General features: G+C 54.3%; 20 protein-coding genes and 3 pseudogenes. All 23 read right to left on the minus strand.

All coding sequences use genetic code 11. From position 1 onward, the window contains the following. Positions 1-455 precede the first annotated feature (455 nt). The 23 genes and pseudogenes from DXA87_RS15720 to DXA87_RS15840 all read right to left on the minus strand — a co-directional run bounded on the left by DXA87_RS15720 (position 456) and on the right by DXA87_RS15840 (position 21,280). Complete coding sequence (locus tag DXA87_RS15720) at positions 456-1,667, minus strand: site-specific integrase (RefSeq protein WP_117505304.1); 1,212 nt, start codon at positions 1,665-1,667, stop codon at positions 456-458. Positions 1,668-1,814: 147 nt separating this feature from the next. Then, a pseudogene (locus tag DXA87_RS18530) lies at positions 1,815-2,000 on the minus strand (site-specific integrase); the annotation flags it as partial. Continuing rightward, positions 1,964-2,173: a hypothetical protein gene (locus DXA87_RS15735; RefSeq protein WP_118297389.1), complete on the minus strand. Its 210-nt coding sequence runs from the start codon at positions 2,171-2,173 to the stop codon at positions 1,964-1,966. The pseudogene DXA87_RS18530 and the gene DXA87_RS15735, both read right to left, overlap by 37 nt. A 71-nt stretch (positions 2,174-2,244) precedes the next feature. After that, positions 2,245-2,475, minus strand: a complete 231-nt coding sequence (locus DXA87_RS15740; protein ID WP_002576363.1) for a hypothetical protein — start codon at positions 2,473-2,475, stop codon at positions 2,245-2,247. After that, complete coding sequence (locus tag DXA87_RS15745) at positions 2,468-2,890, minus strand: type II toxin-antitoxin system PemK/MazF family toxin (protein WP_015553431.1); 423 nt, start codon at positions 2,888-2,890, stop codon at positions 2,468-2,470. The genes DXA87_RS15740 and DXA87_RS15745 overlap by 8 nt, the downstream gene beginning before the upstream one ends. Before the next feature lie 582 nt (positions 2,891-3,472). Then, the gene (locus DXA87_RS18535; RefSeq protein WP_242992203.1) at positions 3,473-3,634 is read right to left on the minus strand and encodes a hypothetical protein; all 162 of its coding nucleotides are present in this window, start codon (positions 3,632-3,634) and stop codon (positions 3,473-3,475) included. Positions 3,635-3,928: 294 nt separating this feature from the next. Continuing rightward, the gene (trxB, locus tag DXA87_RS15760; RefSeq protein ID WP_117505308.1) at positions 3,929-4,858 is read right to left on the minus strand and encodes a thioredoxin-disulfide reductase; all 930 of its coding nucleotides are present in this window, start codon (positions 4,856-4,858) and stop codon (positions 3,929-3,931) included. A gap of 14 nt (positions 4,859-4,872) precedes the next feature. After that, positions 4,873-5,196 (minus strand): thioredoxin family protein, encoded by a 324-nt coding sequence (locus DXA87_RS15765; RefSeq protein WP_107000750.1) that lies wholly within the window; start codon positions 5,194-5,196, stop codon positions 4,873-4,875. Positions 5,197-5,357: 161 nt separating this feature from the next. Beyond that, positions 5,358-6,539 carry an MBL fold metallo-hydrolase gene (locus tag DXA87_RS15770; protein WP_117470959.1) on the minus strand — a complete coding sequence of 394 codons (1,182 nt, stop codon included), beginning with the start codon at positions 6,537-6,539 and terminating at the stop codon, positions 5,358-5,360. Between the two features lie 37 nt (positions 6,540-6,576). Then, positions 6,577-7,620, minus strand: a complete 1,044-nt coding sequence (locus tag DXA87_RS15775) for a ribonucleotide-diphosphate reductase subunit beta (RefSeq protein WP_117470960.1) — start codon at positions 7,618-7,620, stop codon at positions 6,577-6,579. A 10-nt stretch (positions 7,621-7,630) separates the two neighbouring features. Continuing rightward, positions 7,631-10,147, minus strand: a complete 2,517-nt coding sequence (locus DXA87_RS15780) for a ribonucleoside-diphosphate reductase subunit alpha (RefSeq protein WP_199537945.1) — start codon at positions 10,145-10,147, stop codon at positions 7,631-7,633. 165 nt (positions 10,148-10,312) lie between these two features. After that, positions 10,313-11,524, minus strand: coding sequence for an FprA family A-type flavoprotein (locus DXA87_RS15785; RefSeq protein ID WP_117470962.1), 1,212 nt, complete (start codon positions 11,522-11,524; stop codon positions 10,313-10,315). Positions 11,525-11,546: 22 nt separating this feature from the next. Next, on the minus strand, positions 11,547-13,460 hold the full coding sequence (locus tag DXA87_RS15790) for an acyl-CoA dehydrogenase family protein (RefSeq protein WP_117470963.1): 1,914 nt from the start codon (positions 13,458-13,460) through the stop codon (positions 11,547-11,549). Positions 13,461-13,501: 41 nt separating this feature from the next. Continuing rightward, positions 13,502-13,915, minus strand: coding sequence for an Rrf2 family transcriptional regulator (locus DXA87_RS15795; RefSeq protein ID WP_117470964.1), 414 nt, complete (start codon positions 13,913-13,915; stop codon positions 13,502-13,504). A 343-nt stretch (positions 13,916-14,258) separates the two neighbouring features. Then, positions 14,259-14,930, minus strand: a pseudogene (locus DXA87_RS18540) (GTP pyrophosphokinase family protein). After that, a pseudogene (locus tag DXA87_RS15805) lies at positions 14,927-16,496 on the minus strand (FAD-dependent oxidoreductase). The pseudogenes DXA87_RS18540 and DXA87_RS15805 overlap by 4 nt, the downstream one beginning before the upstream one ends. Beyond that, entirely contained in the window at positions 16,493-16,777 is a 285-nt protein-coding gene (locus tag DXA87_RS15810; protein ID WP_117470966.1) for a thioredoxin family protein, read from the minus strand. Before DXA87_RS15810 ends, DXA87_RS15805 begins: the two are co-directional and overlap by 4 nt. Positions 16,778-16,939: 162 nt before the next feature. Continuing rightward, positions 16,940-18,148, minus strand: a complete 1,209-nt coding sequence (locus DXA87_RS15815) for an HD domain-containing phosphohydrolase (RefSeq protein WP_015553419.1) — start codon at positions 18,146-18,148, stop codon at positions 16,940-16,942. Between the two features lie 11 nt (positions 18,149-18,159). Then, a complete protein-coding gene (locus tag DXA87_RS15820) occupies positions 18,160-18,534 on the minus strand; it encodes a desulfoferrodoxin family protein (protein ID WP_117470967.1) in 375 nt (124 codons plus the stop codon). Between the two features lie 21 nt (positions 18,535-18,555). Further along, the gene (gene rbr, locus DXA87_RS15825; RefSeq protein WP_015553417.1) at positions 18,556-19,098 is read right to left on the minus strand and encodes a rubrerythrin; all 543 of its coding nucleotides are present in this window, start codon (positions 19,096-19,098) and stop codon (positions 18,556-18,558) included. Positions 19,099-19,164: 66 nt separating this feature from the next. Next, positions 19,165-19,872, minus strand: a complete 708-nt coding sequence (locus DXA87_RS15830; RefSeq protein WP_242998119.1) for a Crp/Fnr family transcriptional regulator — start codon at positions 19,870-19,872, stop codon at positions 19,165-19,167. Further along, positions 19,823-20,602: a DUF134 domain-containing protein gene (locus tag DXA87_RS15835; protein ID WP_117505312.1), complete on the minus strand. Its 780-nt coding sequence runs from the start codon at positions 20,600-20,602 to the stop codon at positions 19,823-19,825. Before DXA87_RS15835 ends, DXA87_RS15830 begins: the two co-directional genes overlap by 50 nt. A 387-nt stretch (positions 20,603-20,989) precedes the next feature. Beyond that, positions 20,990-21,280, minus strand: coding sequence for a helix-turn-helix transcriptional regulator (locus DXA87_RS15840; RefSeq protein ID WP_002576367.1), 291 nt, complete (start codon positions 21,278-21,280; stop codon positions 20,990-20,992). Positions 21,281-21,449 lie beyond the last annotated feature (169 nt).

Here is a 21,449-nt window from a genome sequence, read left to right on the forward strand (position 1 = left end):
GCCTTAGGATGGCTGTTTCTATCGGACTCTAACAACAGCCAAAAAACGAGGGGAAGGAGGGCTGAAAAGCCCCCCAAAAAATCGGTTCTCGGTTAACCACTTTAGGAACCACTTCCCCCTCTTTTTGCCCTCTTTTTAGCCAGTTAACCACTTGCGGACCACTAAAAATTGGATGAAATCGGCTCTCGTTTTGCCAAATTTGGTCAAACCATATCAGCCCGTTTAGATATAGCAAAAGCCCGGAAAACCTTGATTTTCCGGGCTTTTGTAAACCTTTTGATATAGTCTGAGCAGTCGATTATCGCTTGCTGAACTGCGGAGCGCGACGAGCTGCTTTGAGACCGTACTCACCTATCCTTGGTCCAAAAAGTCCAGTATTTATGCGGGTTTTCTGGTTTTCCTCTCTCAGTAAACCCATAGGTAAACCCACGAAATCGAGGAATTTTTGGTGCAGTTTAACGCAGCCCGAATGCAGCATTCACAACGCTGCTTAATTTCTCAGGTTTATTATACTTGACTTTCGCATAGATGTCCATAGTCGTTTTGCTGTTCTCATGGCCTGCCAGATACTGCACCGTCTTTGGATCAACACCTTTGTAAATCAGATTGGTGATGTAGGTGTGCCGCAGCATGTGCGGAGTCACCTTGAAGTCCATCGTATACACCAGCTTGGGATTGTTCGGCTGATGCTCACCAAGCCTTGGCTTTATTCTATGCTTGATGGACTGCCCATTTACATAGGTGTAATAACAGCGTTCTGCGGTGGAACGGACTGTTATGTACTTCCAGACCCTCACAAACTGTGCTTCCGTCAAAACAGTTCCCTTTGAATTGGAGATCACATATTCCGATTCTGATTTTTCCCTTGCTTCCTTGAGACAGGCTACCAGGCATTTGGGAATCGGAACATCTCGCTTCGCTGCCGGAGTCTTCAAAAGTGTGTTGACCACCGGCTCACCGCCTTCCACATGCCATGCACGCCTTACAGAAATGTACGGCGTTTTTTCATCCAGGAATACGCAGTCCCATTTCAATCCAAGAATCTCTTCTCTACGCAATCCCGCGTACAAGCCGATCATTACGAAAACATACGGTGGTAGCTCACGAATGCTATCCAGCAAAATGGCAGTCTGTTCATCCGTCAAAGCTTCGCGCCGTTTCGCAGGCTTTCCTCCTCTTGCGCAAATCGTTTTGGATGGATTCTCTTTGATCACCTTGCTCTCTTCTGCCGAATTAAAAATGTTCTTAATCAGCATATTGAGCTGACCATACATTCCGGAAGAACCTTTTGATAGCGGAACCATCAGCAGCCGCAGGTCATCTGTGGTCACCTCATCCATATACATCTGTCCAATCGGCCCCACGATGTACCGATTCACCATCCGCGCGTATCCCTCCAACGTATTGGTTCTTACCGTTCCAGACCGCATCAACAGCCATTTTTCGCAGTACTCTTCTACGGTCGGATTCTCTCTGTGGAAAACCACTTCCGCGATTTTCTTCTGGGCATCTTCCGCCCGGTCATATAATTCTTCGCGTGTCAGCCCATAAATCGCCACTCTCTTTCCGTCTGCATCTGTAATCCGGGTGCGGTAATACTGTACCCCTTTCATCATCACTGTTCCGTATTCCGGAAGTTCAGCAGGGCGCTTTTTTCCTTTAGCCATGTGTTCTCCTCCTCGTCTATCTTCATACATTGGGTGTTGCTACTCTTATTATCATGGCGTACACTACTTCCTTCAAGGATGTCGAATGTATGTAAAAAGGGCAGGGATTTTTGACCATCCCTGCCCTAAGTTTTTTCTGATTTACTCTTAATCCCACGATGCAAAAGCATCTTCCAGCACTCCTTCGAGCTGCTCTGGGCGATTATATTTCACCTTGGCGTAAATATCCATGGTGATCTTGCTACTTTCATGACCGGCAAGATACTGAACGGTCTTCGGATCAACCGAAGCATGAATCAGATTCGTAATATAGGTGTACTGCGGCGATACGTCTTGTTCTCAATCTGCTGGATCGCTTCCTGTTCCTTCTGGTACAGTTCCTCTCTCGTTCTTACGTATAAGGAAACCCGCCGCCCCTGCTGATCTGTTACACGGGTTCGATAATACTGCGTTCCCTTCATACTCACCGTACCATAATCGGGAAGCATCATTCTTCTTGCCGCCATATCATTACCTCCAATCCTGTTGTTGCTTTCATTATTGCGGATTCATCGTCCATACTCAACGATGTCGATTTTTACCGCCGAAAGCTTCGAGGTTTGCGATATGTCGCAGCACGTTCCATCGGTTTTGCACGGTGCGTACATTTTGCAATGTACTCCTGAATCCCCACTTCCGTGAAATAAACGCAGCCGTTTTCCACATACTGAACATAGGAGATCAAACCGTCTGTTCTTGCAGCATCCAGTGTTTTTACGCTGATTCCCAGTATACTGGCTGCTTCCTTCCTTGTAATCAGTTTATCCATCGCCTTCTTCGCCTTCCTTTCGGCATTTGCCCTGTCTTTTTTTCTCTGCCTGTTCCGGAATGTAATAACCAAGCTGAATCCTTACAGCTTCGTCAATCCCACGCATCTGCCCCTTACTTACCCGCCCAAGATAGCGAATCACGCATATCTTGTCGCAGGTGTCGAGCTGTTCTGCCAATACCATAGACGGTTTTGCCAGTCCCTTTGCTTTACGGAGAAAGAAATGCGTTGGCTGCTTTCGCTTCTTCTCAATTTTCGATGTCAGCGGAGCAATCGTGATTGTCGGCGCATAATAATTACCGACATCATTCTGAAGAACCACAACAGGACGAACACCGCCCTGCTTTGATCCAACCGGAACACCGAGATTGGCGAGATATAAATCACCTCGCCGATAAACCCAGTTTTCTTTCATTTTCTGTTGTCTCCAATCTCCATACACTGATATGGATAAAGCCTGCCAGGTATCATTCTGATACAGCACCCAGCAGTGCTTTCTGAAAATATGGTTTCTCTGTACTTTTTCTTATCACCCCAGAGATGTAGGATTTCTCACAGGCGGCAGTGTGCTTCACTGCTCCATTGGAATTTAACCATCCCGCCTTCCTTATGGCCGGACCGCGAATTACGGAAGTATCATTGTCCCTGTCTGGCTTTAGCACCGCCGCCGGTTGCAATCCGGCATTTGCTTCTGCGAAACCGCTATCGCCCCGATGGGCTTCATGGCGTGCAGTCGAAGGCTCGACCAAACAGGAATGTACCTGAAGAATGAGTATTCAGTTTTCAAGGGACATCCGGACTTTCGTCCTTACAAAGTAAGTTTAACAAGAATCCTCCGGTTTCGCGTTGGCCTCGTAGGCGCACTTTGGTTGTCCTTGCAGGACTACATACGGTTTGTTTTGATTTTTTCAGTGTCCTATGCAGTCGGATTGGGGCAAAAAAAATACCTCGTTGGTTTCCCAACGAGGCATCGAAGACGATTCTATCTCATACGACTTCACATCATGCATCCGAAGATTTGTTTTACAAAATTCGCTTGGTTTTTTCCAGAACGCTTAAACTGATCATATGCTCCTTCCGCATGAATAATCAGCATTTCAATTTCTGGAGCAGTAATGACATTTACCACGTCAATTTTCTGCTCATATGCTTTACTCAATCGAAATTCCTCTCTGCGAGAATCCAAAATCCGTATCACAGAAATCTGCTCATCGAATCCTTTCCGTAAGTACTATGCATAAAAGCACAGCCGCAGAGTACATCTGTGGCTGTGTTTTGTGTTCAGTTGCTCACTGTTGCGTGGACTGGATATGGAGAGACAACATATCTCCCGATCTTACATGGGTGATCTTATCTGCCATCACTCTGGCAGTTTTCCTTGCAGATATGTCGGCATCCCCACTGCGGTCGTATCCGGCCTGACCTTAAACATGGCTTTTTCAATCTACCTTCCTTATCGGTTTTCCGCGATATATTTCTCCGCCATGTGGACTGCCACCGCGCCGTCCGCCACGGCGGTGGCCACCTGACGGAGGGGCTTCGTCCGCACGTCGCCCACGGCGTAAACGCCGGGAATACTGGTTTCCGTGGTCTCTCCGGCAACGATATAGCCGCCGCCGTCCAGCGCCAGTTGACCCACCGCCAGCGCCGTGGCGGGCTGTCGGCCCACGCTGACAAATACGCCGTCGCAGTCCACCACGCTTTCCTCACCGGTGACGGTGTCCCGCAGGCGTACGCCGGTCAGCCTGTCCCCGGAAAGCAGCGCGGAAACGGTGCTGTTCCAGCGGAATTCCACATTTTCGGCCTGTTCCAGTGGCTCGTGATAGATCTTGGTGGCCCGCAGGGTGTCTCTGCGGTGGACGAGGATCACCTTTTTCGCCACGCGGCTGAGAAGGAGGGCATCTGCCGCGGCGGAATTGCCGCCGCCCACCACGACCACCGTTTTGTCCTTGTAAAACATCCCATCGCAGGCGGCGCAGTAGGCCACGCCCCGGCCCAACAGCTCCGTCTCTCCGGCAACGCCCAGCGTTCTGGGGTCTGCGCCGGTGGCCAGCACCACGGTTTTCCCCCAGAAGATCCCCTCGCTGGTCTCCACGAGCTTGGGAACCGCCGTCAGATCCATGCGGAGAACTTCCGCGTATTCGCTGCGTGCCCCAAAACGCTCCGCCTGCTTTTGCATCTTCTCCGCCAGAGAGAAGCCGTCGATCCCGTTCTCAAAGCCGGGGTAGTTGTCGATCTGCTCGGTCAGGGCCATCTGCCCGCCAGCAGACAGCTTTTCCAGCACAACGGTGTCCAGCCCCGACCGGGCCGCGTACAGGGCGGCGGTGTAGCCGCCCGGGCCGCCGCCCACCACGAGCATATCATAAACATGATTGTTGTTCATATCTGAACCCTCCGTTATTTCGCCAAGGCTTCCTGAATGAAGCGGTCGATCTCTGCCTTTGAGCCGGGCGCGGTGATGGAATCCACGGCCTTTCCGTTCCGGTACAGCACCAGAGTTGGGATGACCTCAATCCCCTCGGCCCCCGCCAGCCGCGGCTCCTCGTCAATATTGATCTTGCTGACAACGAGGCTGTCCGCGTATTCCTCTCCAATCTTCTCATACGCAGGGCCGATCCTCCGGCAATAGCCGCACCAGGGCGCCCAGAAATCCACCAAAACGGGCTTTTCGCCCCGGGTCGCCTGCTCAAACTGCTCCTGATTCATATTCATAGCTGCCATATCTGTCAGCTCCTTTCTTTTGTTTGGGTATTCTCAAGACTCCGTTCTCGCCCCACACCACATCGTGACCTCAACCTGAGATGACGGTACTCTGCCCTTGGGACATAAAGCAGATGAGTAAGACCATCATCTGTACGAGAATAGCTGCGGTTTGTTGCAGCTTATTCCGCGCAGAGCTCCGCCACAAGAGCGTCCATCTGCGCTTCGCTGGTTTGGTTCAGTGCGCCGCGCAGCGATACCTCCGTTTCACACAGTCGGAGTTCCTTCATCTTTTCCAACTCGGCGCGCATCAGCCGCGCGGCAGCAGGGGCCCATGAGCCGTTTTCCATGAGGCCGATCCGGCGGTTTCGGAATCCCTTTGTCTGTAAATGATCCAAAAAGGCCTTCATGGGCGGGAACAGTCCTCCGTCATAAGTGGAGCAGGCCAACACCAGTTTCCCGCAGTAGAACGCACTGGCAACAGCGTAGGAAAGATCTGTCACAGTGAGATCACATATGCTGACCTGCACGCCTTTTTTCTCTAATTTACCCTTGAGGGTCTTCGCCGCATGGGCAGTATTTCCATGGATGGATGCGTGGGCAATCAGTATGCTCTCCGATTCTTCTGGTTCCCATTGTGACCAGAGATCATAGAGCCGCAGACACTCCTCCAGCCCTTCTGTAAGCACGGGACCATGGAGCGGGCAGATCGTTTGGATCTCCAGCGCGGAGGTCTTTTTCAGCAGAGCCTGCACCTGTGCGCCATATTTCCCGATAATATTGTAATAATACCGTCGGGCCTGCGGCACCCAGGGGGCACGGGCAGTCCGTTCCAGTGAGCCAAAGCGTCCGAAGGCATCCGCCGAGAACAGGATTTTTTCCGTTTCCTCATACGCCGTCATCACCTCCGGCCAGTGTACCATCGGTGCCAGCAGGAAGCGCAGCCGGTGTGAGCCCAGAGAGATCGTGCTGCCCTCGCCAACCTCCAGCATACGGTCTTCCGACAATGCACCCGTGCCAAAGAACTGCTTGATCAGGGTAAATGTTTTCGCGTTTCCCACGATCTTCATCTCCGGGTACTCTTGCGCTATCCGCATGAGGCTGCCGGAATGATCCGGCTCCATGTGTGTGACCACAAGATAATCGGGGTTGCGCCCCCCCAACACCTGCGCTACATTGGAAAGCCATTCCTCCGCCGCCCGTGCGTCCACGCTGTCCATCACGGCGATTTTCTCGTCCAGAATGACATAGGAGTTGTAGCTCACTCCCATAGGCTGGACGGGGTACTGGTTTTCAAAGAGTGCCAATGTGTTATCATCCACCCCTACATAGCGGATGGCATCTGTTACCGTTCGGATATCCATATAAAAAATACCTCCTATTCTGATGTCTTTGGTTTTCTTATAAATCGTCTATCAGTGCGGTGCTCTTGGCGTAGGCGGTACTGCGTGCCTCAAAGAAATCGGTCTTGACCATATTGGCGTCAGCGTACTGGCTGACCCATTCCATGCTCTCCGGTTCGCTCTCAAAGCCCGGATACAATGCCGGATAGCCAAGGCTCGTCCAGCGAAGATTGCCGAGATAGCGGATGTAATCGCTAATCATCTGCCGGTTCAACCCCGGGATGTCGTCGCCGATCACATAATGCCCCCATGCGATCTCCTGCTCCACGCCCTCACGCATCATCTCGCGCAGCGCTTGTACGCTCTCGGCGGTGAACAACTCCGGCTGCTCCTTTTGCAGCTCCGTGATGATATTGCGGAACAGCCACAAGTGCGTGTTCTCGTCGCGGTTGATATAGCGGATCTCCTGCGCCGAGCCGGGCATCTTCCCGTTTCGGGAGAGATTGTAGAAGAACATAAAGCCGCTGTAAAAATAGATGCCCTCCAAAATATAGTTCGCCATCATCACGCGCAGCAGCGTGGGAGCGTCCTTCCGCTCCTGAAACTCGTTGTAGCAGTCCCCAATGAAGGTGTTGCGGCGCAGCAGATGCTCGTCCGTTTTCCATTGGTAGAGGATGTCATTGCGCTCCACGGGGGAACAGATGGTGTCGAGCATATAGCTGTAGCTCTGTGAGTGGACACACTCCTGAAACGCCTGAATGGACAGGCAGAGATTGACCTCGTTGGCTGTAATGTAGGCGCCGATATTAGGCAGGTTCGCTGTCTGAATGGAATCCAAAAAGACAAGAAAACTCAGAATTTTATCGTAGGCGCAGCGCTCGGCTGACAGCAGGCGGGGATAGTCCTTCACATCCTGCGAGAGATTGATCTCCTCAGGGATCCAAAAGTTGTTCATGGCCTGCCGGTACCAGTCGCTGACCCAAGCGTACTTCATATTGTTGAAGTCGTTGAGGTTGGTGGTATTGCCGCCGATCATGCGCCGCAGGCGCACATCAGGGTCGCCCTCCGGGTTAAAGAGGGGCTTTTTCTTCAGTTCCATCATGCTATCCTCCTTATGACGAGCAGCTTTCACAGGCCTCGACCTCAAGGGCCTTGCTGCGGACATAATAAATGGTCTTGACGCCGGCCCTCCACGCCTCCAAATACAGTCTGAGCACCTGACGCATGGAATAGTCATTGGTGATATAGAGATTCATGCTCTGCGCCTGGTCAATATGTCTCTGGCGAAGTCCCGCGGCGCGCACCGACCAGCTTTGGTCGATCAGATGCGCCGCCTTATAGCACCACCATGTATCCATAGAAAGCTCCGGAGCAACGCGGGGCAGCATGCTGCCCTTTTTTTCCTCTAAAAAGAATTTCTTCATAATTGGATCGATGCCCGCCGACGTGCCGGAGAGGATGGATGTGCTGGAAGTGGGTGCGACAGCCATCAGATAGGCGTTGCGCATTCCCTGCACCGCCACCGTTTCCGCAAGCGCCCGCCACTTTTCTGAGGTATAACCTCGCTTTTCAAAATACGCGCCTGTCTGCCAGTCGCTGCCCTCAAAGAGCGCGTAGCGGCCCTTTTCCCGTGCCAGTGCTGTGTCCGCCTTGATGGCGGCGTAGTTGATATGCTCGAACACCGCGTCGGTGAAGGCAAGGTGCTCATCGCTCTCCCAACGGATGCCGCGCTTTGCCAGCATGTGGTGGTAGCCGCTGACGCCCAGGCCGATGCTGCGGTACTTCTGATTGGTAAGCCGCGCGTATTCCAACGGGTAGAAGTTGAGGTCGATCACATTATCCAGTGCGCGGATGGCCGTTTCCACCGTGCGTTCCATATAGGCCTCATCCTCCACCGGCAGATTACCGAGAGACAGACTCGCCAGGTTGCAGACCACAAACTCACCGGGGCGTGTGGCCGTCACCACCACTGTGTCGCCGTTCTCCGTGTGCACCTCAGTGCTGATATGCTCGATAGGCGCCATGTTCTGCGCGATCTCCGTGCAGAGATTGGAGCAATAGATCATTCCCGTGTGGCCGTTTGGGTTCATACGATTTACGCTGTCGCGGTTGAAGGCGAAGGGCGTGCCGGTCTCCACTGCCGAGCGAAGCACCAGCCGCACGATGTCCTTGACGGTGACGCTGCGCTTTTCGATGCGCGGGTCATTGACGCAGTCCAGATACCGCTTCTCCCATTCTGTACCCCAGTAATCCTCCAGTGCGTAGCCCTTGACCGTGAGGATCTCATGCGGACACATGAGATGCCACGGCGCGTCTATGTTCTCCTCCGCCAGTCGCCAGAAGAGATCCGGATAGCACACGGCGGGAAACACATCATGCGCCTTCATGCGGTCGTCGCCGTTGTTGGTGCGCAGTTGAAGGAATTCAGGCAGATCCCGGTGCCATGCGTCTAAGTAAACCGCCGCAGCGCCCTGCCGCATCCCCAACTGATCCACCGCCACGGCGGTGTCGTTGACCAACCGGATCCAGCGGATAACACCGCCCGCCGCCCCTTGAAAGCCGCGGATGGTGCTGCCTGCAGCGCGCACCTTACCGAAGTACATCCCCATTCCACCGCCAAATTTAGAGACCTTTGCGAAGTTGTCCAGCGAGCGGTAGATGCCGTCCAGACTGTCCGGCACAGTGTCCACAAAGCAGCTTGAAAGCTGATGGTAGGGCTTTCGTGCGTTGGACATGGTAGGTGTCGCCATCGTGACCTCCATACGGCTGAGCATATCGTAAAAGCGTTTTACCCACCCCATGCGGTCAGGGCCTTCGTTCATAGCAAGATGCAGCGCGATACCCAAAAACATCTCCTGCGGTGTTTCCAGCGGCACGCGGCTGCGTGACTGGATCACATAGCGTTTGAGCAGCAGGTCAAGGCCGGAGTAGGTGAACAGCTCGTCCCGTTCCGGGCAGAGAAAGTCCTCCGCCATAGCGATCTCCTCGTGGGTATAATGGGCAAGAATATAGTCACCGTAGAGTCCCTTATCCGTCAGATAGCGAAGCCTGCCATAGAGGTCGCCGACGCCGCGCCCCTCCCATTCCTGTGCGTTGCGACAGCGAAAGGAGTGGTTCAGAAGCCGCGCCGCGATGAACTCCCACTTGGGTGCCTCTGCCGTAGTCAGCTCTACCGCTGCCTTGGTCAGTGCCTCAGCCCTCTCATCCTCCGTCATGCCCGGGCGACAGAAGCTCTCAAACTTCATTTGAAGCGCCGCGAGGGAGTAGATTTCCTCGGTAAAATCCATCTGGATACGGCGCAGCACCTCGTCAAGCGAGTTATCCCCCACCGTCTGCGCGATGGTATGCCGGACGCGGCGCAGCGCAGACCGCTTTTCGCGATAGAGGATGTACGCCTTGGCCACCTCATAGTGTCCGCGCTCCATGAGCGTCCGCTCCACCTCGTCCTGCACACGTTCCACGGTGAGCGGTACTGTGACGGAGAGATTGTCGAGAACGGCAGTGAGGATCTCCTCCAGCTCTCCGCCCCCAATCTCCCTTCCCTGTCCATCAAACGCTTTTTTCATAGCGTTGAAAATTTTCTCCTGTTGAAAAGGAACAGACTTCCCGTTTCGTTTTCTGATCTCCATTTCGATCCTCTCATCTTCTCCGGTCACTTCTCATGTCCTTTTGGGCAAAGAGCGGGCAAGCGCAGTATCACGCTTGCCCGCTCTGTTTTTGAAAGCCGGTTTTTCTGCAGCCGACACGGCGGGGCTGTTTGTTGTCTGTTGTCTTGGTTTTGGCTTTCCTGCCAGTTACTTCATAGATTCCAGAATGGCGTCCGCCAGCGCTTCCAGCTCGGTGCGCTTGTCCGCGCCCATGGACGATGCGAGGCTGAGCCGCTCGTTGAGCACCGTCATGTTTTTAAGCTCGTCGTTGACGAATTTCTGCATGAGGTCGCCGGACTTCACCGCCCACGAGCCGTTTTCAATGATGGCAAAGGTGCGGTTTTGCAGATTCAGCGCCTTCATGTCCATGAGGAAGTCGTGCATGGCGGGGTAGATGCCGAGGTTGTAGGTCACGGAGGCCAGAACGATGTGACTGTACTTGAAGGCCTCGGAGATCAGCTGGGAGACATGGGTGGAGGACACATCGTACATCGCCACCTTGCTCATGCCCTTGTCGCAGAGCGACGCCGCCAGAGCCTGCGCCGCGTTCTCCGTGTTGCCGTACATGGAGGCGTAGACGATGAGCACGCCCTGGGTTTCAGGGGCATAGCGGCTCCAGGTGTCGTACTTTTCGATGAACCAGCCCAGATCCTTGCGCCACACGGGGCCGTGGAGCGGGCAGATATACTTGATCTGATCCAAAACGCCGCCGGCCTTTTTCAGCAGGAGCTGGATGTGGGGACCGTACTTGCCCACGATGTTAGTGAGGTAGCGGCGGGCGTCGTCCAGCCAGTCCCGCTCGAAGTCCACCTCATCGGCAAACAGCTTGCCGTCCAGCGCGCCGAAGGTGCCGAAAGCGTCGGCGGAAAAGAGGACGCCGTCGGTAACGTCGAGGGTCACCATGGCCTCCGGCCAGTGGACCATAGGCGCACCCACAAAGGTGACGGTGTGCTTACCGAAGGAGAAGGTATCGCCCTCCTTCACCTCGATGCACTCATGCCCGTCCACATGGAAGCCGAACTGACGCATGAGCATGAAGGCCTTCTCGTTGGAGATCAGCTTCACCTTGGGATGGCGCAGCAGGATCTCCTCGATGCAGGCGGCGTGATCCGGCTCCAGATGGTTGACCAGCAGGTAGTCCAGCTCGCGGCCGTTCAGCACATATTCTAAATTTTCCAAAAGCTGGCGGCAGGCAGACCAGTCCACCGTGTCAAAAAGCACCGTCTTTTCGTCCAACAGGCAGTAAGCGTTGTAGCTTACGCCCCGGGGAATGGGAAAGCAGTTTTCAAACAAGGCCAGGCGATGGTCGTTGGCGCCTACCCAATAGAGATCATTTGTTACTTTACGCACGCAATACATCTTATCTTACCTCCTTCACGGCTCAAGCCTTTATAAATTGATCCTTCGCCTCCGCGCACTCGGGGCACACCCACTCGGCGGGAAGCTGCTCAAAGAGCGTACCGGGCGCGATTTCGCTGTCCTCGTCGCCCAGCTCCGGCACATACTCGTAACCGCAGCCGCCGCAGACATAGCGGTCGCCGATGGGGGTGGGCTTCGGCGGCGTGGGCCGCTTCATCTTCACCATGGGCGGCGCGGGCTGCTTCTCTCCGCTGTCCAGCGCGGCGGCCAGCAGAGGCAGGATCTCCGCCACATCGCCCACGATGCCGTAGTCGCAGTTCTTAAAAATGGGGGCGTTGCCGTTTTTATTGATGGCCACGATGGTGGAGGCGTCCTTGATACCCTTGAGGTGCTGGGTCGCGCCGGAGATGCCGCAGGCAATGTAGAGGTTACCGGTGAACTTCTGACCGGACATACCCACATAGCGGTTCAGGGGCAGATACTTGAGGGTCTCCGCCACGGGGCGGGAGGAACCGATGGCCGCGCCGGCGGCCTTGGCCAGCGTCTCTACCAGCTTCATGTTCTTTTTCTCTCCGATGCCCTTGCCCGCGGAGACCACGCGCTCCGCCTGCGGAATCGGCGTATCCATGGGGATGCCCACGGAGAAGTCGTGGCCGTCCTTTTTCAGCGCCGCCACAAGGTCGGCCACCTGCTGGGCGGCATCCCCCTCCCGGAAGATGGTCATTTTGCGGATACCGGTGATGGGCGCGGGCTTCTTGGCTGCCGAGCGTCTCTCGCCGCCGGAGCTCTTGCCCAGCCTGCCCACCAGATGGGAGGCGATGACCACCCGCTGGATCTCGTTGGTGCCCTCGTAGATGGTGGTAATCTTGGCGTCACGGTAGGCCCGCTCTACCTCCATGCCCTTGAGGAAGCCGCTGCCGCCGTGGATCTGCAAGGCGTCGTTGGTGACCTCCAGCGCGATGTCCGAGGCGTACATCTTCGCCATGGCAGACTCCATGCCGTAGGGCGCGTGCTGCTCCTTCAGCTCCGCCGCGGAGTAGATAAGGAACCGGGCGCAGCGCAGCTTGGTGGCCATATCCGCCAGCTTGAAGGCGATGCTCTGCTGGGCCGCGATAGGCTTACCGAACTGGATGCGCTCCTTGGAATAGCTCAAGGCCTGTTCAAACGCGCCCTGAGCGATGCCCAGCGCCTGGGCGGCGATGCCAATGCGTCCGCCGTCCAGCGTGGACATGGCGATCTTAAAGCCGTCCCCCTCCTTGCCCAGCAGATTTTCCTTGGGGACCTTTACATCGTTGAAGATCAGCTCCGCTGTGGAGGAGGAGCGAATACCCATCTTGTCATAGTGATCGCCGAACTCAAAGCCCTTCCAGCCCTTCTCCACGATGAAGGCGGAGATGCCCCGGGTGCCGATGTCCGGAGTGGTGACGGCGAAAACCACATAGGTGTCCGCCTTGGGAGCGTTGGTGATGAAGATCTTGCCGCCGTTAAGGAGGTAGTAATCCCCCTTGTCCAGCGCGGTGGTCTCCGTGCCGCCGGCATCGGAGCCGGCGTTGGGCTCCGTCAGGCCGAAGGCGCCGATTTTCTCGCCCTTGGCCAGCGGGATCAGATATTTCTTCTTCTGCTCCTCGGTGCCGTAGGCGAAAATGGGCCACGAGCCGAGGGAGACATGGGCGGAAAGGATCACGCCCGCGCCGCCGTCCACACGGGCCAGCTCCTCCACCGCGATGGCGTAACTCAGGGCGTCAAGACCGGCGCCGCCGTACTCCTTGGGGTAAGGAATGCCCATCCAGCCCAGCTTACCCAGCTTCTTGACAGCCTCCTCGGGAAACTCATTGTTCTGGTCCATCAGAAATGCGAGGGGCTTGATCTCCTCCTCCGCAAAGCTCCGGATCTTCGCGCGCAGCTCTTCGTGCGCCGCCGTGGTTTGAAATAGCATACAGGTTACCTCCTCTTAAAATTTTACAGCTCGCTTATTTCTTAGGGAGCGGATCTTCCGGTCAGCAGCCTGCGCAGGCTCACGGCGCGGAACGCCTCGTCCTGCTTTTGCTGCAAGACCGCCATTTGACAGTGGATGGCGCACCTCCCGTGCTCGTCCTGCCAGCGGCATACATATCCCGGCTCCATGCAGGTGCATAGGACGCCCCGCTCCCCCATGACCTCCATGAGATCGTAGAGGGAGGTCGCATCCAGATCGCCGGACAGTTCGCAGCCCCCAAGGGCGCCGCGCCTTACCCGCACCAAATTACCGGCAGAGAGCTTGCGCAGGATTTGATAGGCAAACTGATTGGGGATCAGCTCCGTTTCCGACATCTCGGCCACCGAATGCTTCTCCCCGTCCAGCAGCACCCGCAAAATGCGCAGTGCGTAGTCCGTCTCTTTGGTGATGATCATGCTCCACATCCTCTTTTCGCTTGCTTGTTAATGCCATCATATCAATCTTGATAAATTTTGTCAAGATAATTTCCAAAAAAATATATCGTTTTAACACAGACCGCTCCAGCCCGGGTCAGCTTCGCTTTCCATTCAGCGAAAAGCCATGTTCCTTACAATATAGGAGCCGAAAAAGCTGTGCCGTGGCAGTCCGCCGAAAGCAGAAAAGACTATGCCTGAAAACCAGAAAGCGGAGAAATTGGTTGGGGCTCGCAGGGGTCGCCCACCCAAGGCGGATAAGGCGGTCCCTGGCAAGTCCAAGGCAAGCACCAAAGTGCGTGCTTTTCATTTTATATTCGACACATTATGTTATGATATGCAATAAATGTTCCATCTTACCGTCCCATTCTCTGCTGGAATCGGCGCACTCTTTCAGTTCAGTTTCGACTTCAGCATTTATCGGCAGGTTTTTCTTATAGCGGATGGTATGCTCAAGGCTTGCCCAGAAGTCCATAGCGATTGTACGGAGTTGTATCTCTACCGGCACATGGATCACTTTTTCCGCAAAGAATACCGGCAGCCGGATCGTCAGGTGCAGACTGCGATAGCCATTTGGCTTAGGGTGTGAAATATAATCTTTCTCTGTGATGATTTCAATGTCAGACTGTTTTTTTTAGCACTTTGCCAAAAAGAACACATCCTCCTCGAAAGAGCAGATCACCCGCACACCGGCAATATCCATGATATTTGTCTGCATGGTCGGAAAATCCAGAGGAAGTCCGCGTTTCTGCATCTTATTCATAATGCTGGACGGCGACTTCAAGCGGCTTTTTATACTTTCTATCGGATTGCGATCATGCTGCAATGAAAACTCTTCGTTTAGAATTTCCAACCTGCTTTCCAGTGCTTTCAGCGCACATCGGTATTGCAGCATGACTTCCTGATACCTGCGATTTTCGCTTAAAAGGCGCTGGCACTGCAAATCATCTAAGCCTTTATCTGCCGCAACCGTCAAGCCAAATAAATTCTCACTCATAGCTTCTCCATTCCGCAGGGATAGGCGCTCCGCGCTGTCTGCCGCTCTTGTGTTACGACCTGATAAAAACTGTATCCGCCGGAGAGATGGGAACAGGTGAAACCGTACTGCGTCAAAAGTCGGCAGGCCAGATAACTGCGAAGCCCTGTCTGGCAATTCACATAAACAGGCTTACCCCGGTCTAACTCGTCCAAATGCTCCCGCAGATCGTCCAGTGGAATATTGCGGAATCCATTCAAGTGCCCACGCCGATATTCGCCTTCTGTACGGACATCCAGCAGTGTCGCATTGCCATCGCAAGGCAAGTCCTCAACCTCATTCCAATGGAACTGCCGTACCTTCCCGCTCTCCAAATCCTCGATCATAAAACCGGCCATATTGACCGGGTCTTTGGCAGAGGAATAGGGCGGCGCATAGGAAAGGTCAAGCTCCGTCAGTTCCAAGGCTGTCATTTTTGCGCGAATGGCCGTTGCCAGTACATCAATGCGCTTGTCCACGCCCTCGCCGCCAACGATCTGCGCACCCAGCAGCCGAAGGCTTTCTTTTTCATACAGCACCTTCATTGCCATAGACTGTGCGCCGGGATAATAGGTAGCGTGGGATGCTGGGAAAAGTACGACTCTGTCGTAAGCAATCCCTGCTGCCTGCGCCGCCTTTTCATTGATCCCCGTGGAGGCCGCGGTCAAGCCAAACAATTTCAGAACAGACGAGCCCTGAGAGCCGTGAAAGCGGCTGTTTCCGCCGCAGATATTGTCGGCGGAAATGCGGCCCTGCTTGTTGGCGGGGCCCGCCATCAAGTCCGGCCTCTTTTACCAGATGGGTGTCCGGCGTGACGCCGATGGCCAGCAGCACCATGTCGGAGCGCAGCGGCTCACTTTCCTCCAGCAGCGTCAGCACGGAATCTCCGTCCTGTCGGAATCCGGTGACGGTTTCATCCAACCGCAGAGCCACACCGTGTCTGCGCATTTCCGCATGGACAAAGCTGGCCATATCCGCATCCAACGGCGCTAATAGCTGCTTCAGACGCTGGACGATGGTAACCGAAACGCCCATCTCCACAAGGTTTTCCGCCATTTCCAGACCGATAAAGCCGCCGCCAGCCAAAACAGCGGTTTTCGGCTTCTGATCCTCTACAAAGCGTCGAATGCGGAGGGTGTCTTCCACGGTGCTCAGGGTAAAGACCCGCTCGCTGTCCACGCCGGAAAGCGCAGGAATCGTCGGCTTTGCGCCGGGGGCAAGAAGCAGTTTGTCATAGGTTTCCGTGTAGACCTTCCCGCTGTCCAATGCGTGGACGGTGACGGTTTTCTCTGCGGGATTGATCGCAGTTACTTCCTGCCGTACTCTCACATCAATGCGAAAGCGATCCCAAAAGCTCTCCGGAGTTTGCAGCGTCAATTCTTCCTGCTCCTTGATCACACCGCCCACATAATACGGCAGGCCGCAGTTGGCATAGGATATATAGCCGCTACGCTCGATCATCACGATCTGCGCGTGTTCATCCAAACGGCGGATGCGGGCAACGGCAGACGCGCCGCCAGCCACACCGCCTACGATCACAACTTTCATCTTGCGCCCTCCACCATGGCGGTGATCTCCGCCTTGGACCGGTAGCCCACGGATTTGGCAACGGCCTTTCCATCCTTGAATACGACAAGCATCGGGATACTGGATACCTGAAAACGCATCGCCAGTTCCATTTGCTCGTCCACATTGATCCTGCCCACCTTGAGGGTGCCGGCGTTTTTCTCCGTGCGCTCCACGCGGCAGGGGCAGTACCCGCTGGTGCGCTTGAGACCCTCACGGATGGTGTCCACGACCTCCTGATCGGAATTGAGCTTGATTTTCATATCGGTTCCCTCTTTCCTTTGTTCTTTGTGATGGCCCTATCATAGCAAACTCCGCCCTGCCTTTCTGTAACAAGGTCACATTACAAAAATTTTCGCGGCAACAGAAAAAGCTGTGAAGCGGCAGTTCACGTACCGCTTCACAGCTTTCGCCTATCTCGTTATTCAGGCAAAGCAGGCGTTCACCTGTTCGACGATCGCCCGATCCAACCAGCCCTTTTCAGCCATATCCAGAAGAATAGAGCAGGCTTTTTCGTGAGACATTCCAGCTTTGTAAGGACGATTTTCGGTCAGGGCCTGATAAATATCCACGCAAGCCATGATACGCTCCTGCGTATTTAACTCGGACTCGTTTTTTCCGAAGGGATACCCCGTTCCATCCAGATGCTCGTGATGAAACGCGGCCCAATCGCGCAGCTCCGCAAAGTCCTGGACTTCCGATAGAACGTAATATGTATAGGCAGCGTGATGCTTCATTTCCGCATATTCGCTGTCGGTCAGGCGTCCCGGCTTTTCCAGTATTTCATTGCCTATCGCTACCTTTCCGATGTCATGGAGTGCGCCGGCAAGATACATTTTCTGGGCGGTGTCCTCGTCAAATCCCATAAACCGGGCCAGACATTCCGCATCGTCGGCCACACCCAGAGAATGTGTACTGGTAAAGGGCGATTTGTAGTCTACAATTTTCGCGAAGAATTTTGCCAGAGCTTTTACCTGCGCAAAATCAAGCTGCTGCTTGGTACGCGGCACTTTGCTCCACAGGCGCTCCTCCAGCCCCCTGCCGCCAAGAGAGCAAAAATGCTGTTCTGAAAAAGCGCGAAGAAACGCGTCCGCGCATTCCTCATCCACGATCCTGCCGCGTACCCGAGTAAGGAACGCGTTCGCACGCTCCCACACATCCGGCGTAAAGACATCGGCGCGGCAGAAAGCATCCAGCAGATCGCACAGACGGATAATACGGGCGCCCAGCGGGATCTCCTGCCATGTTTTTCCGAAGGAGCCGCTGCCATCCGCGTTTTCGTGGTGGTAAAGGATGATATTTTCTACATTTGTATGAAACGGAAGCGCGGATATGTTCTCCTCGCCCATAACGCAGTGAGCGCCGAGATGCGGCAGCTCCGGCAAACATTCCGCGGCAGAGCTGTCACCACGAAATTCTTCGTGCAGATACTGCGTCAGAGCATTGTCGTGCAATAGGGCACAGACGGCAAGATCCTGCAGTGCTTCGCCAGAAACGCCAAACTGTTCGGCCGTACACACACTCATATACGCCACACGCTTGGCGTGGAACGTTGTCACATGAACCAGTTCCGCCTCCACGCAATCCAGAGCATAGGAGCAGGCACCAAGCAAGCCTAATACATCAAGTTCCATGTGCGGAGCGGTCACGCTTTCCAAAGGCTGTGGAGGTTGCAGTAGGCGTAGACCGCTTCGACCTCGTCGCCCTCGCAGAGAGCAAAGCAGACCTCGGGTTTCTCGCCAGGATGCAGTTCCTTGCGCTGGTTGCCCTGCTTGGTGTGGAGGGACACCCACTCAATGTAGTGCTCCGGCAGCATGGGATGCTCCACGGAGCCGACCTTGACATGGACGATGCCGTTTTCCACTGTCCAGACAGGGACGTGCTTCTCCACGGCGGCGTCGGTGGTGCCGGGAACGATCTCGCTCATCGGCTCACCGCAACAGATGACGGGAACGCCCGTGTCCTTGACCTTGGCAATGATGTTACCGCAATGCTTGCAAATATAAAACTTCTGCTCCATGATGATTCTCCTTTTCTTTCTTTAATAATTTTCCGCGTGGATCTCAAAATAGCTCTGGGGATGATTGCAGGCAGGGCAGACCTCCGGGGCCTTCTCGCCCACAACGATGTGACCGCAGTTGCGGCACTCCCACACCTTGACCTCGCTTTTGGCGAAGACCTGCGCCGTCTCTACATTGCGCAGCAGGGCACGGTAGCGCTCCTCATGGTGCTTTTCAATGGCGGCGACCAGACGGAAGCGCTGGGCAAGTTCGTGGAAGCCCTCCTCGTCAGCAGTCTTGGCAAAGCCGTCGTACATATCTGTCCACTCGTAGTTCTCACCCTCAGCGGCGGCGAGAAGATTTTCGGCAGTGTCGCCGATGCCGTTCAGTTCTTTGAACCACAGCTTAGCATGTTCCTTCTCGTTGTCAGCGGTTTTGAGGAACAACGCCGCGATCTGCTCATAGCCTTCCTTCTTGGCCTTGGATGCAAAATAGGTGTACTTGTTGCGTGCCTCGGACTCACCAGCAAAGGCGGCCATCAGATTTTTTTCGGTTTGAGTACCTGCGTATTTCGTTTCTTTCATGGTCGATGCTCCTTCCAGCTTCTTCTGCTCATATTATAACACGGATTCGTGTTATAAACAATATTTTCATTTTAAGTGATTCAATCCGTCTATATCCCGCAACGTGATTGCGCCTCGTCTTAGCTCCACAAGCCCGTCCTCCGAGAAGCTCTTGAGCATCCGCGCCACCGCCTCCCGCGCCGAGCTGATGTGCTGGGCAATCTGCTCATGGGTCATGCGTATGGTATCGGAGCCGGTACGCTCCGCTTCGGCCAGGAGAAAATCTGCCAGCCGCCGATCCAAACCCTTGAACATGATCTGCTGCATCGCCCACATCACATCAGAAAATCGTTTCGTTGCCAGTTCATAGAGGAAGCAACGGACATGAAGATTTTGCTCCTTGAGCACAGCGATGACATTTGCAGGGATAATCAGAACCTCCGTATCCATTCCCGCGGTCATTTGCGTATCAAAGGTGATCTGACTGATCACACAAGAGGCAGAAAGCACGCATAGTTCGCCCGGATACAGGCGGAACAGCGTTACCTCCCGCCCCTCCTCGGAGAGAAGATAGGTGCGGATCTCGCCGGAAAGGACAAACAGCATTCCGAGACATTCATTGTCGCTGCTGTGAACGAACGCGCCCTTTTCATAATGACGGACAAAGGCGCTTCGGCGTAGCGTTTCCATTTCGTGTTCGGTCAAGGATGACCAGAACGGAAGTTGTGTCAGTGTGCGTTCCATATCAATGGCAGCTATGCTTGCCGCAGCCGTGGTCACCGCAGGTGTGCCCATCCTCGCCGTGCTCGTGGTCATGGTGATCACAGTGAACATTGGGGTCGTAGCCCAGATTTCCGCTGAGCAATGCGCTCACCGCCGCGTCAACGTCCCCGCTGACACCGCCGTAGAGCTTGATGCCCGCTTCGGCCAGAGCCGCCTGCGCACCGCCGCCGATGCCTCCGCAAATCAAAGTGTCCACGCCGTTCTGCATCAGGAATCCTGCCAGTGCGCCGTGACCGCTGCCGTTGGTATCAACGACTTCCGCATGGACGATTTTGCCGTCCACAGCTTCATAAAGCTTGAACTGCTCGGTGTGACCGAAATGCTGAAAGATTTGACCGTTTTCATAGGTAACTGCAATTTTCATAATGGAATCTCCTTTGCAAGTTTTGCCTGATTTTTCCATGTTGGCTCTCTGCATCCGGCAGCAACAGCCGCAGTGAGCTGCCTCCTGTCCTCCGCAGATGCGGTAGTTTCCCCCGGTGATGTGCAGCGGTTTCCCGTGGACAAGATACGCTGCGATCTTGCTCCGTGCGCTTTCGTAAATCTCCTGCATGGTAGAGCGGGAAATGTCCATTTGAGCGGCACACTGCTCGTGGGTTTGCTGCTCCAAGTCAACCAGCCGAATGACCTCGTATTCGTCCAGCGTCAGCAGGATCGGCTCGGTATTCTCGCACCCGTTAGGACAGAATGTATCGACCTGTGGTACGCCACAAATTCGACGGCACCGTGGCGGTCTTGGCATGGGAGCTTTCCTCCCTTTGTATTCGGTATATTCCGATTATAGCACTTTGAGCAGAAAAAAGCAATTTTTCAAAAGCTGCTACATTTTCCGTCCTCATATGTGTGCCGGCTGATATTCGGTGTCGAAGACTACGTGTGAGCCATGTTCGTATTGTCAGATTATCTACATTTGACAGAACTCCGCAGGGTATGATGAATTTGCTTGGATTCATTCTGAGTTTAGTTTACATGCAAGCCGTTCACGGGTGGTTGTCCGCCTATGAACGGCTTGTAAATTCTCAATTTTTTTCCTTACTTGACACAAGAAGATCTCAGTCGCCTCGTTAGAGATTACATCGAAGCGGGCAAGTAATATCTCTATTTTGTCATTTCCAAACGCAGAGCACGATTAGATTTTCTTCGCAATCGTAGACAGCTCCGAAATAATGCTCAGAAGATCATTTTTGACTTCCTCTTTACTTGGCTCACTGCCCATCAGAAGATAATCCGTGCTGACATGGAGGATGCAGGACAGTTCGATCAGCAAGTCAATGGAGCAGCTGCGCTCTCCGTTCTCCATGCGGCTGACATGCTGCTTGCTTGCCAGTCCCAGGCGAACCGCCAGTTCCTCCTGCGTAATGCCACGGGAAGTGCGAACATCGTGAAGTCTCTTACCAAACTCTTTTGCGTCAAAATACATACGTTTCTCCTTCCGCACAGCCGGTACAGAACCGGACCAACGGAAGGTCAAAAAAGGAGCCGCATGACGGTGAAGAAAAAAATCCTGTGCCGATAAAACAGAACATGGGTATCCCATAATTCTGTCTCATGCGGCATTCGGAAGACTTCGCCTGTCAGCGGCTCCACAG

It is taken from the genome of Desulfotomaculum sp. OF05-3 (assembly GCF_003435535.1).
Taxonomy (GTDB): Bacteria; Bacillota; Clostridia; order Lachnospirales; family Lachnospiraceae; genus Pilosibacter; species Pilosibacter fragilis.

What these genes read in the sequence shown, in the direction of transcription:
- DXA87_RS15720 (WP_117505304.1), bottom strand. Translation starts at nt 1,667, where the DNA reads ATGGCTAAAGGAAAAAAGCGCCCTGCTGAACTTCCGGAATACGGAACA.
- DXA87_RS15735 (WP_118297389.1), bottom strand. Translation starts at nt 2,173, where the DNA reads ATGGCGGCAAGAAGAATGATGCTTCCCGATTATGGTACGGTGAGTATG.
- DXA87_RS15740 (WP_002576363.1), bottom strand. Translation starts at nt 2,475, where the DNA reads ATGGATAAACTGATTACAAGGAAGGAAGCAGCCAGTATACTGGGAATC.
- DXA87_RS15745 (WP_015553431.1), bottom strand. Translation starts at nt 2,890, where the DNA reads ATGAAAGAAAACTGGGTTTATCGGCGAGGTGATTTATATCTCGCCAAT.
- trxB (WP_117505308.1), bottom strand. Translation starts at nt 4,858, where the DNA reads ATGAACAACAATCATGTTTATGATATGCTCGTGGTGGGCGGCGGCCCG.
- DXA87_RS15765 (WP_107000750.1), bottom strand. Translation starts at nt 5,196, where the DNA reads ATGGCAGCTATGAATATGAATCAGGAGCAGTTTGAGCAGGCGACCCGG.
- DXA87_RS15770 (WP_117470959.1), bottom strand. Translation starts at nt 6,539, where the DNA reads ATGGATATCCGAACGGTAACAGATGCCATCCGCTATGTAGGGGTGGAT.
- DXA87_RS15775 (WP_117470960.1), bottom strand. Translation starts at nt 7,620, where the DNA reads ATGATGGAACTGAAGAAAAAGCCCCTCTTTAACCCGGAGGGCGACCCT.
- DXA87_RS15780 (WP_199537945.1), bottom strand. Translation starts at nt 10,147, where the DNA reads ATGGAGATCAGAAAACGAAACGGGAAGTCTGTTCCTTTTCAACAGGAG.
- DXA87_RS15785 (WP_117470962.1), bottom strand. Translation starts at nt 11,524, where the DNA reads ATGTATTGCGTGCGTAAAGTAACAAATGATCTCTATTGGGTAGGCGCC.
- DXA87_RS15790 (WP_117470963.1), bottom strand. Translation starts at nt 13,460, where the DNA reads ATGCTATTTCAAACCACGGCGGCGCACGAAGAGCTGCGCGCGAAGATC.
- DXA87_RS15795 (WP_117470964.1), bottom strand. Translation starts at nt 13,915, where the DNA reads ATGATCATCACCAAAGAGACGGACTACGCACTGCGCATTTTGCGGGTG.
- DXA87_RS15810 (WP_117470966.1), bottom strand. Translation starts at nt 16,777, where the DNA reads ATGAAAATCAAGCTCAATTCCGATCAGGAGGTCGTGGACACCATCCGT.
- DXA87_RS15815 (WP_015553419.1), bottom strand. Translation starts at nt 18,148, where the DNA reads ATGGAACTTGATGTATTAGGCTTGCTTGGTGCCTGCTCCTATGCTCTG.
- DXA87_RS15820 (WP_117470967.1), bottom strand. Translation starts at nt 18,534, where the DNA reads ATGGAGCAGAAGTTTTATATTTGCAAGCATTGCGGTAACATCATTGCC.
- rbr (WP_015553417.1), bottom strand. Translation starts at nt 19,098, where the DNA reads ATGAAAGAAACGAAATACGCAGGTACTCAAACCGAAAAAAATCTGATG.
- DXA87_RS15830 (WP_242998119.1), bottom strand. Translation starts at nt 19,872, where the DNA reads ATGGGCACACCTGCGGTGACCACGGCTGCGGCAAGCATAGCTGCCATT.
- DXA87_RS15835 (WP_117505312.1), bottom strand. Translation starts at nt 20,602, where the DNA reads ATGCCAAGACCGCCACGGTGCCGTCGAATTTGTGGCGTACCACAGGTC.
- DXA87_RS15840 (WP_002576367.1), bottom strand. Translation starts at nt 21,280, where the DNA reads ATGTATTTTGACGCAAAAGAGTTTGGTAAGAGACTTCACGATGTTCGC.